Source organism: Tenacibaculum haliotis, assembly GCF_025215075.1.
Classification (GTDB): Bacteria; Bacteroidota; Bacteroidia; order Flavobacteriales; family Flavobacteriaceae; genus Polaribacter; species Polaribacter haliotis_B.
This window is the reverse complement of record NZ_JAOBTH010000026.1, coordinates 202,594-219,328: the sequence shown is the minus strand read 5'-3', so window position 1 is coordinate 219,328 and position 16,735 is coordinate 202,594. Positions and strand designations below refer to the sequence as shown.

18 protein-coding genes are annotated in these 16,735 nt (G+C 27.8%); 7 read left to right on the top strand and 11 right to left on the bottom strand.

From position 1 onward, the window contains the following. Positions 1-29 precede the first annotated feature (29 nt). Positions 30-737, top strand: coding sequence for a hypothetical protein (locus N2251_RS07130; RefSeq protein ID WP_260586057.1), 708 nt, complete (start codon positions 30-32; stop codon positions 735-737). Next, positions 737-3,181, top strand: coding sequence for a replication restart helicase PriA (priA, locus tag N2251_RS07125; RefSeq protein WP_260586056.1), 2,445 nt, complete (start codon positions 737-739; stop codon positions 3,179-3,181). Before N2251_RS07130 ends, priA begins: the two co-directional genes overlap by 1 nt. A gap of 18 nt (positions 3,182-3,199) precedes the next feature. On the opposite strand, the gene N2251_RS07120 is transcribed toward priA, so the two are convergent. The 11 genes from N2251_RS07120 to ruvX form a co-directional block, all read right to left on the bottom strand. Then, positions 3,200-3,595 carry a VOC family protein gene (locus N2251_RS07120; RefSeq protein ID WP_260586055.1) on the bottom strand — a complete coding sequence of 132 codons (396 nt, stop codon included), beginning with the start codon at positions 3,593-3,595 and terminating at the stop codon, positions 3,200-3,202. A 13-nt stretch (positions 3,596-3,608) separates the two neighbouring features. Beyond that, positions 3,609-4,730: a hypothetical protein gene (locus tag N2251_RS07115; protein ID WP_260586054.1), complete on the bottom strand. Its 1,122-nt coding sequence runs from the start codon at positions 4,728-4,730 to the stop codon at positions 3,609-3,611. Positions 4,731-4,737: 7 nt separating this feature from the next. Continuing rightward, complete coding sequence (locus N2251_RS07110) at positions 4,738-5,598, bottom strand: phosphatase PAP2 family protein (protein WP_260586053.1); 861 nt, start codon at positions 5,596-5,598, stop codon at positions 4,738-4,740. A 59-nt stretch (positions 5,599-5,657) separates the two neighbouring features. Next, entirely contained in the window at positions 5,658-6,431 is a 774-nt protein-coding gene (locus tag N2251_RS07105; protein ID WP_260586052.1) for a LytR/AlgR family response regulator transcription factor, read from the bottom strand. Beyond that, positions 6,424-7,479: a sensor histidine kinase gene (locus N2251_RS07100; protein WP_260586051.1), complete on the bottom strand. Its 1,056-nt coding sequence runs from the start codon at positions 7,477-7,479 to the stop codon at positions 6,424-6,426. Before N2251_RS07100 ends, N2251_RS07105 begins: the two co-directional genes overlap by 8 nt. Positions 7,480-7,548: 69 nt before the next feature. After that, entirely contained in the window at positions 7,549-8,298 is a 750-nt protein-coding gene (locus N2251_RS07095; RefSeq protein WP_260586050.1) for a hypothetical protein, read from the bottom strand. A 238-nt stretch (positions 8,299-8,536) separates the two neighbouring features. After that, positions 8,537-9,262, bottom strand: coding sequence for a (S)-benzoin forming benzil reductase (locus N2251_RS07090; RefSeq protein WP_260586049.1), 726 nt, complete (start codon positions 9,260-9,262; stop codon positions 8,537-8,539). 143 nt (positions 9,263-9,405) lie between these two features. Continuing rightward, a complete protein-coding gene (mazG, locus tag N2251_RS07085) occupies positions 9,406-10,185 on the bottom strand; it encodes a nucleoside triphosphate pyrophosphohydrolase (protein ID WP_260586048.1) in 780 nt (259 codons plus the stop codon). Between the two features lie 3 nt (positions 10,186-10,188). Then, positions 10,189-10,608 (bottom strand): DUF5606 family protein, encoded by a 420-nt coding sequence (locus N2251_RS07080; RefSeq protein ID WP_260586047.1) that lies wholly within the window; start codon positions 10,606-10,608, stop codon positions 10,189-10,191. 27 nt (positions 10,609-10,635) lie between these two features. Further along, positions 10,636-11,223 (bottom strand): peptide deformylase, encoded by a 588-nt coding sequence (gene def, locus N2251_RS07075; protein ID WP_260586046.1) that lies wholly within the window; start codon positions 11,221-11,223, stop codon positions 10,636-10,638. 54 nt (positions 11,224-11,277) lie between these two features. Next, positions 11,278-11,688, bottom strand: a complete 411-nt coding sequence (ruvX, locus tag N2251_RS07070) for a Holliday junction resolvase RuvX (RefSeq protein ID WP_260586045.1) — start codon at positions 11,686-11,688, stop codon at positions 11,278-11,280. Positions 11,689-11,805: 117 nt separating this feature from the next. Between ruvX and N2251_RS07065 the strand changes: the two genes are divergently transcribed. From N2251_RS07065 to N2251_RS07045, 5 genes are all read left to right on the top strand, one after another. Then, the gene (locus N2251_RS07065) at positions 11,806-12,621 is read left to right on the top strand and encodes a 2,3,4,5-tetrahydropyridine-2,6-dicarboxylate N-succinyltransferase (protein WP_260586044.1); all 816 of its coding nucleotides are present in this window, start codon (positions 11,806-11,808) and stop codon (positions 12,619-12,621) included. 11 nt (positions 12,622-12,632) lie between these two features. Further along, positions 12,633-13,598, top strand: coding sequence for a stealth family protein (locus N2251_RS07060; protein ID WP_260586043.1), 966 nt, complete (start codon positions 12,633-12,635; stop codon positions 13,596-13,598). Between the two features lie 595 nt (positions 13,599-14,193). Beyond that, positions 14,194-15,186 (top strand): glycosyltransferase family 2 protein, encoded by a 993-nt coding sequence (locus tag N2251_RS07055; RefSeq protein ID WP_260586042.1) that lies wholly within the window; start codon positions 14,194-14,196, stop codon positions 15,184-15,186. A gap of 52 nt (positions 15,187-15,238) precedes the next feature. Further along, the gene (locus N2251_RS07050) at positions 15,239-16,183 is read left to right on the top strand and encodes a polysialyltransferase family glycosyltransferase (protein ID WP_260586041.1); all 945 of its coding nucleotides are present in this window, start codon (positions 15,239-15,241) and stop codon (positions 16,181-16,183) included. Then, on the top strand, positions 16,168-16,734 hold the full coding sequence (locus N2251_RS07045; protein WP_260586040.1) for an L-threonylcarbamoyladenylate synthase: 567 nt from the start codon (positions 16,168-16,170) through the stop codon (positions 16,732-16,734). The genes N2251_RS07050 and N2251_RS07045 overlap by 16 nt, the downstream gene beginning before the upstream one ends. Position 16,735 lies beyond the last annotated feature (1 nt).

Here is a 16,735-nt window from a genome sequence, read left to right as displayed (position 1 = left end):
TAGTGATTTTTGTGTAGTTTTGATATTAGATGAAAAAGTTAAAAACGTATATAATACCTATCTTACTATTACTGATAGTTTCTTGTGCCAAAACTCCAAAAGAAAGAGTTTTAACAATGAAAGACGTTTTTCCTCCTCAGAAGAATACAGATTCTACTTTTGTTTTTTCTTTCGATACAATATATGGTTTTAATGATGTTCTTGAAAAGTGTAAGTATTATGAAAAGATAGTAAGTAGAAATCAATTTATTAGATTAAATAATAAAGATTTACCTATTAATCTAAATCGAGTTATTTCGTGTCATTTAACTACATTTTGTCCTAAATTGAAAAACACACTTTGGTTAGAAGGGAATTTTGAAGAGGATGAAACATCAGTTTTTTATGGTAAAGACCAGGTTTTGACAGTTGAAATTTTAGATGATTATTTACGGAAACAGTTATTAAATTGGGGTAAAGATTCAAGATATAGTGATAATCCTAATAAAAATTTAATCATTATTAGATATCGTAATTTTGAGAAAAAATCAAAAGATAGAATATCTAAAGTATTAGATACGATTTCAGTTTCATATTTTAATTTCATCAAGAGTTTTCACAAATTAAATATAGATTCTTTAAAGAGAGTTTATCCTCTTCAGATATTATTAGAACCAGATTTTAGGTCTTTTGATATAGAAGGAAATATTATTCATCATAAACCACCTCCACCAGCACCTATAGAAATAGTAGAATAATGACATATTTCATCGACGTTATATTACCAATTCCGTTAAAAAAAACATTTACTTATTCGGTAAATGAGGCAGAGTTTTCATTCCTTAAAAAAGGAATGCGCGTGGCTGTTTCTTTTGGTAAAAGTAAAATTTATACAGCGTTGGTGTTTAATATTCATGAAAATGCACCAGAATTATACGAGGCAAAAGACATTCATCAAATTTTAGATGAAAAACCTATTGTAACAGAGCCTCAATTAAAACATTGGGAATGGATTTCTAGTTATTATATGTGTTCTTTAGGAGACGTGTATAGAGCAGCATTGCCATCGGCTTTTTTATTAGAAAGTGAAACGATTATTTATAAAAACGAAACTTTTACTGATGAAACAAGTTTAACTGATGAAGAATTTTTAATTTTTGAAGCGTTACATAATCATTCACAATTAACTATTCACCAAGTATCGGATATTTTAGGTAAGAAAACGGTGTTACCTATTATTGATGGATTGATAAACAAAGAAGCTGCTTTTATTAAAGAAGAAATTTACGAAACCTATAAACCCAAATTGGTGAAATATGTTCGTTTAAATTCGAAATACACCTCAAACGAAGCTTTGCAGAGTTTGTTAGAAGCGCTTTCTAGAGCAAAAAAACAACGAGAGGCAGTATTGACTTATTTTCAGTTATCAGTTTCTAAAAAACCAATAAAGAGTAAGGAATTAGAAGACAAATCAAGCACTTCATCCGCAGTTTTAAAAGCGTTGGTTGACAAAGATATTTTTGAGTTTTATGAAATTCAAACAGATCGAATTAATTTTAAAGGTGAAACTAATGAAATAAAAGAATTAAACGAATTTCAGCAGCAATCTTTTAATGAAATAAAAACATCTTTTGAAACTCAAAATGTAACGCTTTTGCACGGAGTTACCGGTTCTGGTAAAACAGAAATTTATGTAAAACTGATAAAAGAAGTCATTGCAGAAGGAAGGCAAGTATTGTTTTTATTACCCGAAATAGTTTTAACAACACAAATAATTACCCGTTTACAACGTTATTTCGGAAGCTTTATATCAGTGTTTCACTCAAAATATTCGATGAATGAGCGTGTAGAAGTTTGGAATAATGTATTAGAAAACAAACCCAAAGCGCAAATTATTTTAGGAGCTCGTTCTTCAGGTTTTTTACCTTTTAATAACTTAGGATTAATAGTTGTTGATGAAGAGCACGAAAGTTCGTATAAACAATTTGAGCCTTCGCCTCGTTATAATGCACGAGATTCTGCCATCGTTTTAGGGCATTTACATCAAGCAAAAGTATTATTAGGTTCTGCAACACCATCCTTAGAAAGTTATTTTAATGCAAAACAAAATAAATATGGTTTTGTTGAACTAAATAGGCGTTTTGGTAATATTCAATTGCCAAAAATTGAGTTGATTGATGTAAAAGAAAAACATCGAAAAAAGGAAATGAAAGGTCATTTTTCTGATCGTTTATTAAAAATGATTACCGAAGCATTGGATGAAAAAGAACAGGTTATTTTGTTTCAAAATCGTCGCGGATTTTCACCTGTTGTAGAGTGTACCACTTGTGGAGTTTCTCCCGAATGCCCAAATTGTGACGTGAGTTTAACGTTTCATAAGTTCCGACGTGAATTAAAATGCCATTATTGTAGTTATCAACGATCAATGCCTAATAGTTGTGGAGCTTGCGGTAGCGCGACACTAGACACGAAAGGTTTTGGAACCGAACAGATTGAATTAGAACTAAAAGAACTTTTTCCGAAGTATAAAATTGGAAGAATGGATTTAGATACTACTCGTGGTAAATATGGATATCAAAAAATAATTGGCGCTTTTGAAGCGCAGGAAATTGATATTTTGGTAGGAACACAAATGTTATCAAAAGGACTAGATTTTGAAAACGTATCGTTAGTAGGTATTTTAAGTGCCGACTCTATGCTTAATTTTCCAGATTTTAGAGCGCATGAAAGAGCTTATCAATTAATGGTACAAGTATCAGGCAGGGCAGGGCGAAGTAAAAAACAAGGTAAAGTAGCCATACAAACATATAATCCGTATCATCAAATATTACAACAGGTTTCTACGACAAATTATACAGAAATGTATAAAGAACAGTTACAAGAACGTTGGCAATTTCAATATCCACCGTATTATAGAGTAATAAAAATTACATTAAAACACAAAGATTACAATCGAGTAGAAAATGGGGTGAATTGGCTAGCAAAGTCGTTACAAAATGTGTTTCAAGAAAATGTTTTGGGTCCAACAGCTCCGGCTGTTTCTCGTGTTCGAAACTTATATATTAAAAACTTAGTAATTAAAATTCCGCCAAAACAATCGTTAGGAAAAACCAAAGAGCAAATAACTAAAATTAGAAATACTTTTGAAGCGGTTAAAGATTTTAGACCAATCCGTTTTATTATTGATGTTGATGCGTATTAAAAACCAATTTAAGTAATTTTATAACATTTCAACAAGTTGGATGTTATTACCACAAGTGTCATTTAAAATTGCATATTTTACAGTTCCGGCCTCGGTTGGTTTTACACTAAATTCAACTCCAAGTTTTATTAATTGTTCGTATTCCTCATCAAGATTGTCAACATTAAACTGAGTGTACGGAATTCCTGCTTCCATTAACGCATCTTGAAAAACTTCAGAAGGTTTAAAGTGAATTGGAGCAGGCTCTAATGATAATTCTGGTCCCTCTAACGCATCTTTAGAAACTACAGTTAACCACCTGTTTTCACCACCTACTGGGATGTCGTGTTTTTTTACAAAACCCAATTTTTCGGTATAAAATTTTAAAGCTTTTTCTTGATTACGAACGGGAATACTAATTAGCGCTATTTTCATTTTTTATTGTTTTTTATCCTAATTTTTTCTCAAAAATTCGATACTTTTTATAAATTGTATGTTCCATGCGCTCCATAACAGCGCGCATTTTTTTGTTATCTTCTAAAATTAAATGACTGTCTAAAATAGTCAATCCATTTTCTTTAGCCGATTTATACATTGATTGCGCCATTAAAGCAATTAATCCGGAGTTTTGTAATTCTTCACTGACACAACCTAACAATAAATTAAGTTGATTGGTTTGTTTAAAAGCTCTGAGGATATGAATAAATCTGAAGGGAAATAACTTTCCATTTGCCTTTTTAAATCCGTTACTTATATCTGGCATCGCCACAACAAAAGCAACTACTTTACTGTTAGTGTCAACAACAACTTTTATATACTGAGGTTTAAGTAAAGGTAAAAAACGTTCAGAAAACTCTTTAGATTCTATATCTTCTAACGGAGCAAAGCCATAAATGTTTTTATAGGTTGAATTTATTAAATCAAACACTGGTTTTACATACGGACGAACATGTTTCGATTTTTTAAACTCTAATACTTTAAAACCTCTTTTTATAACTCTTTCAGCTATTTTAGTATAGATTTCAGGTGTTTTTTCAGGAATTTGAGCTCTGTATTGAAAAATATCTAGTTTTTTATTAAATCCATTTTGTTCGGTAAAACCTACCATATATTGATAATTATGATTGGTAACCATAACTGTTACCGGATCTTTAAAACCTTCAATTAAAAACCCTTGGGGATCTTTATCAGAAAAACCTAAGGGTCCAATAATTGTGTCCATTTTTTTTTGTTTCCCCCAATCTTCAACTGCTTTTATTAACGCATTATAAACAATTGAGTCGTTATAACATTCTAAGCTGAAAAAGCGAACATTTTTTACGTTACTTCCTTTGTTGTAAGTATGGTTTATAATCCCCATAATTCTACCAACAACCTCATTATTTTTAAAAGCCAACAACATTATGGTATCACAATGCTCAAAAGAATGATTTTTGTTTTTATCAAATACCTTCCATTCATCTGAAATTAAAGGAGGTAACCATTCTTTATGCTCTTTATGAATTTTAAAAGGTAAGTGTATAAACGTTTTTAAATCCTTTTTAGAGGTAACTTCTTTAAGTTGAATCATAAATTGGTTAAAATTTGGGTTTCTTATTGTAAATGGGAATTTTATATAAGACTGATGCTAAATATAACATAATTGGTGCAAATATAATTCCGCCAATAACATCAATAGCATAATGGGCTTTTATGTATACTGTAGATAAAATTAAAAGAATAACAAAAGGGATGGTTATTCTAAAAAATAAAGGAACCTTTTTTCTTAGAAGTATTAAAATAATGATTGAAATTCCGACATGTGAACTTGGAAAAGCTGCCGTAGGTTGTTCTGCATTAGCTTGTATAAAATGCATTATTTTATCGAAAATAAAAGCGACAGGTAAGTCTTTTTCTGGAGAGGATAAATAAAACTGAGGTCCAGCAGAGGGCACTACTCCGAAGAATAAATAAAATAAAAGCATAGCAGCTGAAAACTTAAAAATTAACTCGGTTGTTTCTTCTTTAAGCTTGTAATATGCAATAATTACAAATGCTGTGATTAATAAATAGAATGAGAAATAACCAAAATACATTAGTTCACTAAAAAACTTGTGTGATAGTATTTCAGAGAATGCTACACTTGGTTGAAATCCGAATATTAACTGATCTAAATCTATTAATTTTTGATCTAAGTTCTGCCAAATAAATTTATTATAAAAAACAGTTTCAGAGTAAAAATAACCACCAATAATTATAGGGTAGATATTTCTAAGTAATTCTAATATATTCGATTTTATTTTTGAATTTAAAAAGAGTAAGCTGATAACTCCTAAAACAATGAATCCTCTAACCAGTAACAAATTAAAAGAGTTTGTAGATTGATTCCATGAGAAAAATAAGAGGATAGTGGTTATAAACACATATCCGAAGAAAAGGAAATCAATTTTTTTGAGCACGTAATTAATTTTAGACTAAACTAATATATTATATTTTTTAGAAGTTTCTAAAAATACAACTACTTTATTCCCATCCAAGAATTAAATGCAGCTGTATTTTTTTGACTCGTTTTTAAAGAATGAGATTTTAGCTGAATAGCGACAGTGTTTTTAGTATAACGATTTATTTTTTCAATAAAAACCCTATTAACAATCTCACTCCTATTAATCTTAAAGAATAGTGTAGGGTTAAATATTTCATGTATTTCTTTAAGAGAAGTTTGGTTTAATAAGTGTTTTTTATTGGCTGAATCATAAGCAAAAAGAACTCCGTAATCTGATTGAATAAAAACAATATTTTCTACTTTTAAAAAGTAAATACCATTATTAGATTTTACAGGAATAAAATCTTTATAAACGGGTTTTAACTCTAACTTACTCTGATAATAGGCATCTAATTTATTAAAGATATCAGTCTGTTTAATTTCCATTTTGTTTTTCAAAGACATATACTTGTACCATGCTTTTTCAAAGCGAGCAAACGAATAAGGTTTTAGTAAGTATTCGATACCGCTAGTTTCAAAAGCATTCATCCAAAAAGTATCATAAGCTGATATGAAAATAATTGGTGCATTAATTTTAATTTGGTTATAGATTTCAAAAACATTACCGTCACGTAATTCAATATCTGAAAAAATTAGATCAACATCAGGATTTGTTTCAAAAAAAGAAAGAGTTTCTTTTGTAGTTTCAATTTCTTTTACAATTTTATATGATACTTCAATTTTATCTAAATAGTTTTTAAGTTTCTTTCTAGCAGGAACTTCATCTTCTATAATTACTATTTTAAGCATCGTTATTTATTTTAATAAGTGGTAATATAATAGTGAAATAATCATCAGAATCTTTAATAGTAATAGGGTTATTTGTGAGTAGTTTAAATTGTTCATTTAGGTTTTTTAAGGCTATACCATTATTTCTTTTATTTCTACTTTCTTTATCTATTTTGTTATTAGTAATTTTAATTCCGTTTTCTATTGAAATATTTATAATTACAGGCTTCTTAAATGTCCCTAGGTTGTGTACAATAGCATTTTCTACCAATATTTGAAGGCAAAATGGAGGAACGATGAGAGTTGAATTTTTTATATCATTTTGGATAATTAATTGATAATATCCTTGGTATTTTTTCTCCATTAACTCAAAATAATTTTGAATAAATATTAATTCTTCTTTAATATAAATAAGTTCTCTGGTTGAGTTTTTAAGAACATAACGATATAATTCTGAAAAATGGTTTAAAAAATTAGATGCTTTTTCTTGGTTTTCTTCGATAAGTTGATCTAAAATATTTAAATTATTAAAAAGAAAATGTGGATTTAATTGTGCTTTAAGTTGCTGTATTTTACTTTTAGAATTGCTAATTTCATAGGCATTTAGTCTCTTTTTATAATTCTTATTTTCTTTAAAATATAAATAAGCTAAAGAAAAACCTCCAAAAACTATAAAGTCAATAATTTGTGTAAAAATTCTATAAGTTATTTGATAGGAAGAGCTATAGTTTCTTGGAATAGTATTAAAAATGAACGAAATAAAAATGCCAAAGATATTTATGATAAATATATAACAGATAAAACTTATACCAAAAAATCTTAAATAACTCCATACAGACGGCGTTTCTTTTTTTATGTTATTTTTAGTTTTTCTTTTAATAAAATCGGTAAAAATAAAAATAATAAAACCGTCTATAAAAACCCAAAAAGGAGCATCAGGATGAAAAACAAAATTATTCCAAGAGGTCGCAAAACCTATTTTGTTTTTAAGAGTTAATACCCAGCTAAAAATAAACAAGAAAACAATTAAAGTTTGATTTTTTTGTAGGTATTGAATTGTTTTTTTCATAATTATACTGGTAAATATATAAAGTTTTGGTAAATATTTTAGTGAAAATATTTACCAAAATTATAAGCTTTATTTTTTTGTTGGCCATGAGTTTATCATATTACCTTTTTGATCAAACATTTCTAAGCGAACATTATTTTCAGAATCAATACAAAACATTGCTCTCATTTGTCCTTGATCATCATAAAGAAACAATCCGTTCGGACGACCTTTACCACGGTTACCAAGCTCAAGTCTTTTGGTAATACCAACCAAGCCTTTTTTTACATATTCATTATATTTTTTTCTCCTTATTTTTTTATCTTTTATTGCATTTAATTCTGCCCAAACTTTAGCTGTGTTTGTTTGGTTTGAGTTTTCTGGTAAATCGTTAAAAACTAATGAACTTTTAATACTTCTTTTTCCATTTCGTTTTACATCAGTATTTAACAGTTGTATTGCTTGATCACCATCATATTTGTCAAAAGTAAGTGATAAACCAGCACTATGTCCGTTTTCCTTTTTATTTCCATCATAAATAAACCCTCCACATTCAATACCGTCTTCATTAAAGAAAAGCATACCTGCGCGTTTTTTACGTTTATTATTTGTTGCTCTGTTATTTATAGAATCCTTTCCATTCGGAAATTCTTGTACATTCGTAATAATCATCTTTGTAGTACCATCTTTTTCTACAATATTAATACGTTCTACGTCAATAGTGCCAAATTTTTGATTCTTAGAATGTTTAAAAGAAACAAAAACAAACATAAGAATACCTATTGCTAGAATAAATGAAAATGTTCGTAAAAAAATTAATTCTCTTTTTATGTTTTTCATGATAATTAGTTTTTAAATTATATCACAAAACTAAAGGAGAGGTAACGTTCTGTAAAACTGTTTCTGATGAATGCAGGAAAAACGGAATTAAACTAAGGAATAATAGAAATAAAGGGAATGAGAAGTGTGACAAGACTTAGCCAAAATGTGTAATGTTTATAATAATTTACTGATAAATTATCACCTCAAAAAATTGAGGTAAGACATATTTTTTCTTTTTTTTTAAATTAATGTGTTATTAAAAATTTCTAATATCAACAATATCTCCGCTTTTTAATTGGTTTTCAGTATCTACTTTGTAAATAGTTTTAGCTACAAATTCAGGCGTATATAATTCGTTATTTTCTTTTAAATCAACAAAACGTTGCAAGCTCTTAAAGTCAGTTTTATTAGTACTTCTAATTTCAGATTGCATATTGGTATCTACAACGCCAGGATATATAGCATTACATTTTACACCATTTTCTACTTCAATCTGTTCCGTAGCAATAGCTTTAGTCATCATGTCTATGGCAGCTTTTGACGTACAATATATAGACCAACCTTGATACGGACTTTTCGCAGCTCCCGATGAAATATTAATAATCTGTTTTTTACAACTTAGCTGCTCTGTTAGTTTGATAAATAAACTAGATAATATAAGCGGAGTAGTAGTGTTTAATTGAATTGTTTTAGAAATATCGTTTGGATTTAAATTTTCTAGATTTGATATTTTTCCTAAACGTCCAGCATTATTAATTAAAGTAATTGAGGAAACATTGGTGCTAACAATTTCTTTTAAAAGAGCAGTGAAAGTGTTTTCTGTTTCAGTAAGATTCGATAAGTCTATAGCAATATTAGTTATATTTTCTAAACCAGAAAATGTTCTAGCTAAAGAGTATACTTTGTAGTTTTCTGTGGTATATTTATTTGCCAATGCTTTTCCGATTCCTTTACTTCCGCCTGTAATAATTATGATGTTCATAAAGTAAAAATACAAAATGATATGTTATTACAAGGAAGAATAACGAAGTAATCTTTTTACTAGAGAAGGTTAAATAGCAGTTTAAGGAAGTTTATTTTGTTGATATAAAGAGATTGCTTCACTGCGTTCGCAATAACAAAGTGTTATCTGAAAAATTCTTTCGAGTTTTCCCAATGAACATCCATTTCACCTAAAGTCATGTCAGAAAGTTCTTTGCCTTCTTTTTTAGCTGCTGCTTCTAAATACTGAAAACGATTGATGAATTTCTTATTCGTTTTTTCTAAAGCATTTTCGGGATTCACTTTAATAAAGCGTGCGTAGTTAATCATAGAAAATAAGACATCTCCAAATTCCTTTTCGATGTTTTCTTTATTTCCTGCTTTTATCTCTTCGTTGAGTTCAGAGATTTCTTCTTGTACCTTTTCCCAAACCTGTTGTGGTTCTTCCCAGTCAAAACCAACACCGGCAACTTTTTCTTGAATTCGGCTTGCTTTTACCAATGCAGGTAAACTTTTAGGAACACCTTCTAAAACCGAAGTTTTACCTTCTTTTAACTTGAGTTTTTCCCAGTTTTGTTTTACTTCTTCTTCATTTTTTACTTCAACATCACCATAAATATGTGGATGACGGTGTATTAATTTATCAGCAATAGAATTGGCAACATCGGCAATATCAAAAGCTTGTTTTTCGCTACCTATTTTAGCATAAAAGACGATGTGTAGTAACACATCGCCTAATTCTTTTTTTATTTCTTGTAAATCATTGTCTAGAATTGCATCTCCTAGTTCGTAAGTTTCTTCAATAGTTAAATGACGGAGACTTTCTAAGGTTTGTTTTTTATCCCACGGACACTTCTCACGAAGTTCATCCATAATATCTAACAAACGGTTAAAGGCGTCTAATTGCTGCTTACGAGTATTCATGATTTATTTTTCTTCTTCGGTAGTTGCTACTTTATCTAAAGAACTAAAGTCAAAATCAGACTGTGCTAAAGTATTATACCATTGAATTACCTTTTTAATGTTAGAAGCATACACACGTTCTTCATCATAACCTGGTAAAATTTCACTAAAATAAGCTGTTAATTTAGCAGCACTTTCTTTGTGAGAAATTCCTTCTTTACCATCTTCTTTATCAGCCATGTTTTTAAGAACTTTCGCTAAAGGTACTTCTTCTTCGTAGGTATAAATAGCAATGTTTTCTAATAAACTTACATTATGAGTAGCTGTAATAGGAAAACGTTTTCCGTCTACAATAGATTTTACGATTACCCCTGTTTTTGTTTGAGATAAAATTTGAAATAATCCTGGTTTACCAGTAACTGCAATAATTTTGTTAAATTCCATATTATAATATTTTAATGTCTTATTAGACTATTTTCTTTTGGCATTAGGAAAACGCATTCTGTAACCAGCTTGTACTTTTCCTTTTGATATGTTTTCTAATTTCTTTTTAATCAATCTCTTCTTTAAAGAAGAAAGTTTATCTGTAAATAAAACACCATCAATATGATCGTATTCATGCTGAAAAACACGCGCAGCTAAACCGCCTAAAACTTCAGTATGCTTTTCGAAATTTTCATCTTGATATTCAATCGTAATTGTTTCTTGACGAAAAACATCTTCACGAACATCAGGAATACTTAAGCAGCCTTCGCTAAAAGCCCATTCTTCACCTTCTTCTTTAATTATTTTTGCGTTTATAAAAACACGATTAAAGGTTTCTAAAACTTTTCTGTCTTCTTCTGATAAATCTTCATCATCTGCAAAAGGAGAAGCATCAATTAAAAACAAACGAATGTCTTTTCCTATTTGCGGAGCAGCTAAACCTACACCTTGTGCATTGTACATTGTTTCTTTCATATCGGCAATTAGTTTTTCTAACTGCGGATAATCTTTATCGATCTCTTTTCCTACTTTACGTAATACGGGATCTCCGTAAGCAACAATGGGTAAAATCATGTTTTTATTTTTTTTAACGAATGCGAAAATACAAAGAATCGTTTTGCAATAAAATTATTTGTTGTACAAATATGACTGTAAAATGATTGTAGCACTTATTTCGTCTACTAAAGCTTTGTTTTGACGTTGTTTTTTATTCAGTCCGCTATCAATCATAGTTTGAAAAGCCATTTTAGAAGTAAAACGTTCATCTTCTCTTTTTATTGATATATCAGGAATAGCTTTTACTAATTTCTGTAAAAAAGGTAAAATTAAAGCTTCACTTTCACTATCAGAATTGTCCATTTGTTTTGGCTTTCCAATAATAAATAGCTCAACGTTTTCTTTTTTAATGTACTCTTTTAAAAACGGAATTAACTCTTTCGTGTTAATAGTTGTTAATCCTGAAGCAATAATTTGTAATTCATCGGTAACAGCAATACCTGTTCTTTTTTTTCCGAAATCTATAGCTAAAACTCTTCCCAAATTAGTTTGTTTTTATGCAAAAATACAGATTTTAAACATGCTACAAGCATCTGTTTAAAAAATGTATCTTCGCATTATATTGAATTAGAGATTTTATATTTGTAAAAAATTATAGAAATGACAGAATTACAAGATATTATAGAAAAAGCATGGGATAATCGTGATTTATTAAAAGAAGAAAACACGATTAATGCAATTAGAAAAGTTGTTGATTTATTAGATGCTGGTGAGTTACGTGTAGCAGAACCAAAAGCCAATGGATGGCAAGTAAACGAATGGGTTAAAAAAGGAGTGGTATTGTATTTTCCTATTCAAAAAATGGAAACTTTAGAAGCTGGTATTTTTGAGTATCATGATAAAATTCCGTTAAAAAGAAATTATAAAGCAAAAGGTATACGTGTTGTGCCAAATGCAGTTGCAAGACATGGAGCTTATATTTCTGCAGGAACGATTTTAATGCCTAGTTATGTAAATATTGGTGCTTATGTGGATGAAGGAACGATGGTGGATACATGGGCAACAGTAGGTTCTTGCGCTCAGATTGGTAAAAACGTACATTTATCTGGCGGAGTAGGAATTGGTGGTGTTTTAGAGCCATTACAAGCGGCACCGGTAATTATAGAAGATGGAGCTTTTATAGGTTCTCGTTGTATTGTTGTTGAGGGAGTAAGAGTAGAAAAAGAAGCTGTTTTAGGAGCCAATGTTGTATTAACAATGAGTACTAAAATTATTGATGTAACTGGTGGTGAGCCTATTGAAACAAAAGGAGTTGTTCCAGCACGGTCAGTAGTAATACCTGGTAGTTATACAAAGAAATTTGCTGCAGGTGAGTACCAAGTACCTTGTGCATTAATTATAGGTAAGCGTAAAGAAAGTACCAATAAAAAAACTTCTTTAAACGATGCTCTTAGAGAGTATGATGTAGCGGTTTAAAAATATATTTTATGCAAATAGATGCAGTTTTAACTTGGGTTGATAGTTCAGACGAAGTATGGAGGAATAAGATAAATCAATATTTAGACAAAAAAATTGATTGGAAAAATAAAAAAGAGTCAACAAGATACAACTCTATAAATGAAATAGAAATATCTATTACTTCTATACTTAAATTTGCAAATTTCATAAAAAACATATATGTAGTTACTGATAATCAAAAGCCGGTAAATTTTGATAAATTAAAAATAAAAGCTTTAGCTTTAAATGTTAATTTAGAACTTATAGATCATAAAACTATTTTTAGAGGTTATGAAGAGTACCTACCTACTTTTAATTCTCAGACGATAGAAACAATGCTTTATAGGATCCCAAATCTTTCAGAGCATTTTATATATTTTAATGATGATTTTTTCTTAATAAATAAAACTCAATCTAATGATTTTTTTAAAAATTCTTTCCCTGTATTAAGAGGTAGGTGGAAGGATTTTGATGAAAATGTATGGTACCAAAAAATGTTATATTATAGAAAAAAGAAAAGGGTGTTTAGTTACAGGCATGTAAAGGAAGATTCTGCAAAATTAATAGGATTTGATAAGTATTTTGATATTAATCACACACCATACCCTTTAAGAAAATCTACAATTGAAAAATTATTTGATAAAAAGCCAGAATTACTAGAAAGAAACCTAAAATATAAGTTTAGACATAAAAATCAATTTTTGCTTCAAGGTATAGTAAATCACATAGAGCTAAAAAATAATTCTTGTTTTTTGAAAAGTGATTTGGCTTTGTTCTACACGCATAGGTATAGTTGGTTTAGTATATTAAAAAAAGTATTTAAATCTGAATTAAGAGGTGAAAAAGTATTATTCTTATGTTTGCAAAATTTAGAAAATGCTAGTAGTATTAAATTGAAGTTTTTATTAAAATGGATAGATAAAAAATTAGATTCAAATTTTGTACAAGAACTTTAAAAAATGGAAGTAGCTGTTAAAAACATTTCAACAACGTATTATTGTTACTATAAAGTAAATAATTAGATGTTTTATTCTAATTCATAGAGTGAAATCTTTTTTATATTGAATGCTACTGGAAATACTAGGAGTAATGTAACAATTAGAAATAACTAATACTTTATTAATTATTAAGTTTTATAGAGAGCAAGATAAAACTATAAATTTTTCAATTGAAAAACCAAAAAGTTGGAATACTATTAGATCAAAAAAAAATAATTCGTACAGTTTTTATTGTTTGTGTGACTAAGAAGTTAAAAAAAGCAAAAAACATATTTATTCGTTTCCTTTCTTGGAATTGATATAAATTATTATAAATTGGTTTTTAGTTCTTTTAGAAGGCCCCCTAATAATTAAAAAGAAGGTTTTTTATAATGATAAAAATATAATGTAACAGTTGATATCCAATTTACTGGTGTATTAATTATTGGAAAAAGTAAAAGTAACAACAAGAAAACGTAGTGGAATAATGCTCTTAAAAGAGTATTATATAACGGTAAAATTTTATGTAGATAATTGCAATTATTTATAGAAAACTAAAACCTATTTTAAATTTATGATAAGTATAATAGTACCTGTATATAATACAGAAAAATATTTAAGAAAGTGTTTAGAGTCAATAGAGAACCAAACATATAAAAATTTTGAAGTCATTTTGATTAATGATGGTTCTAAGGATAATTCATTAAATATATGTAAAGAGTTTATAAGTGGTAAATTTAATTATAAATTGTTGTCTCAAGAAAACAAAGGCCTTTCTAGTGCAAGAAATGAAGGGCTCAAGATTGCTACAGGTGAATATGTAACTTTCTTAGATTCTGATGATTGGTTGGAATCACAGTATTTAGAGCGATTATATTCTGTTTTAAAAAAATATAATGCAGATATTTCTATTTGTGAATTTAATATTACTTATGAAAGTAAATCTGTTGCTAGACATAAAAAAGCTAGAACAAAATATAATTCTGGGAAAATAAAAGCCTTTAGTAAATATGAAGCTCTATCAAACTTATTTATGGATAAGAATATAAGGAGTTATGCCTGGGGGAAGTTATTTAAAATAGAATGTTTTAAGGACTTAAAATTTCCACTAGGAAAGAAATATGAAGACATGTATACTATGTTTAAAGTTTTTGAAAAAACGGATGTTATTGTTAAAATAGATTTGTGGTTACTTAATTATTTGCAACATGATAATAATATAACAGCAAAAAATAAGAAAAGTATAGATTTAGAATTAGATTTAATCGGAGGTATTCATGAACAAACAATTTTTATAAATTTAAATAAGGAAAACTTAATAAATTTTAATAAAATACAAATTTTAAACACTAAAAAACTTTTTAAATCGAAGAAAGAAATGATACGGTTATTTGATATGAATGACGATGAGTATAAATTTTATGAGAGTAAAGTAAATGAATACTTAAAAGAAACTTTAACTAAAATTAAACCATTAAGTTTTGGAGTACTTTTATATCTTCCAGTTTTATTAATTCTACATAAACCAAAAATTTTTAAAAAATTTTTAAAGTTAACAGGATTATAATAAACATTAGTTGATGTTTTTTTTATAGTAGATTAAGTAAAGATAAAAATAAATGAAAAATGTATTTTGGATACATAGTAATATAACGTTTCTATTGTCAAATTTAATAATAAAGAATCTAAATATTGACAGTAATAAATGTGTTTTTATTTTATTTAGAGGTTATATTTTACCAAATAATATTTATAAAATAAAAGAAATCAGGATTGAAGATAATATTATGACTAATGAATTCAATTATGAAGAATTTTATAATAAATGGTTAAATATTTTAAATTTTGAATATAAATTGTTTATACCTCAGTCAAAAGAAAAAAGAATATTAGCTTTAATTAGTAGTGGTAATTGTAAAGAATACAATTACATAGAAGAAGGACTGTTAGCTTACAATTTTTCTAGTTCAATTTTTAAAATAAAATTTTATTCTTTGTTAAGATGTTTAAAATTAAGAAAAAAGTTACAATGGTTAGATTTCAAGCATAAAAAATTTAAAAGCTGTTATACAATAAGTGATAAAGCCTTTTTAAATAGTCCTTCGACTATAATTTTACCAATCAAACCTGATGAAATAAAATGTAATTATATTATCGAAAAAAAGAGTGTAATTATAATTTTGGATGGTTTAGTTTCTTTTAATAAAATTAGTTTAGACGAGTCAATTTCTTTACTTAAAGTTATTATAGAAGATGTAAAAAAGGAAGATAAAAATAAAATTTATTTTAAATGGCACCCTGAACATTTAAGGCTTAAGAACATAAAAGAGAAAAAAAGAATTTTAAATATTTTTAATAATGAGAAAGAATTAGAGTTTATAGAAATACCACAAGCTATTATTCTAGAAAATGTTTTTTTTACACATAAAAATATCTTAGTTTATGTTTATCTTTCTTCTTTAGGCTTTTATGCAAGTATGACAGGGCAAGTTGTTAAGTCCTTGAGTAGTAGAATTGATTTAAAATTAGATAAAAAGATTACCGAAAAGTGGATTCAGATTTAGAATTAAGAAATTTATTGTTTAATTTAAATAAAGGAAAAACAATTTTATACCCAACAGATACTGTTTGGGGAATTGGATGTGATGCAACAAATTTTCATGCTGTTCAAAAAATATATAAAATAAAGAAAAGAGAAGAGTCTAAGAGTTTAATTATTTTGGTTTCTTCTATAGAAATGCTAAAGGAGTATATTAAAATTGTTCCTAAAATAGCTATAGATATATTAGAACAATCAATAAAACCAACCACAATAATATATAATAACCCTAAAAATCTAGCAAAAAATACAATTGCTATAGATAATACGATTGCTATTAGAATACCAAATAATGATTTTTGTATACAATTAATAAAGGAATTTGGAAAACCAATTGTATCTACTTCAGCTAATATTAGTGGGGGAGAGACCCCGAAATCTTTTAATTATATTTCTGATGAAATTAAAAAAAATGTAGATTATATAGTTAATATTAGTGAAGTAAATTTAAACAATAAGCCGTCTACCATATTAAAAATTACGGAAGACAACGTGATAATTACGTTGAGAAAATAAA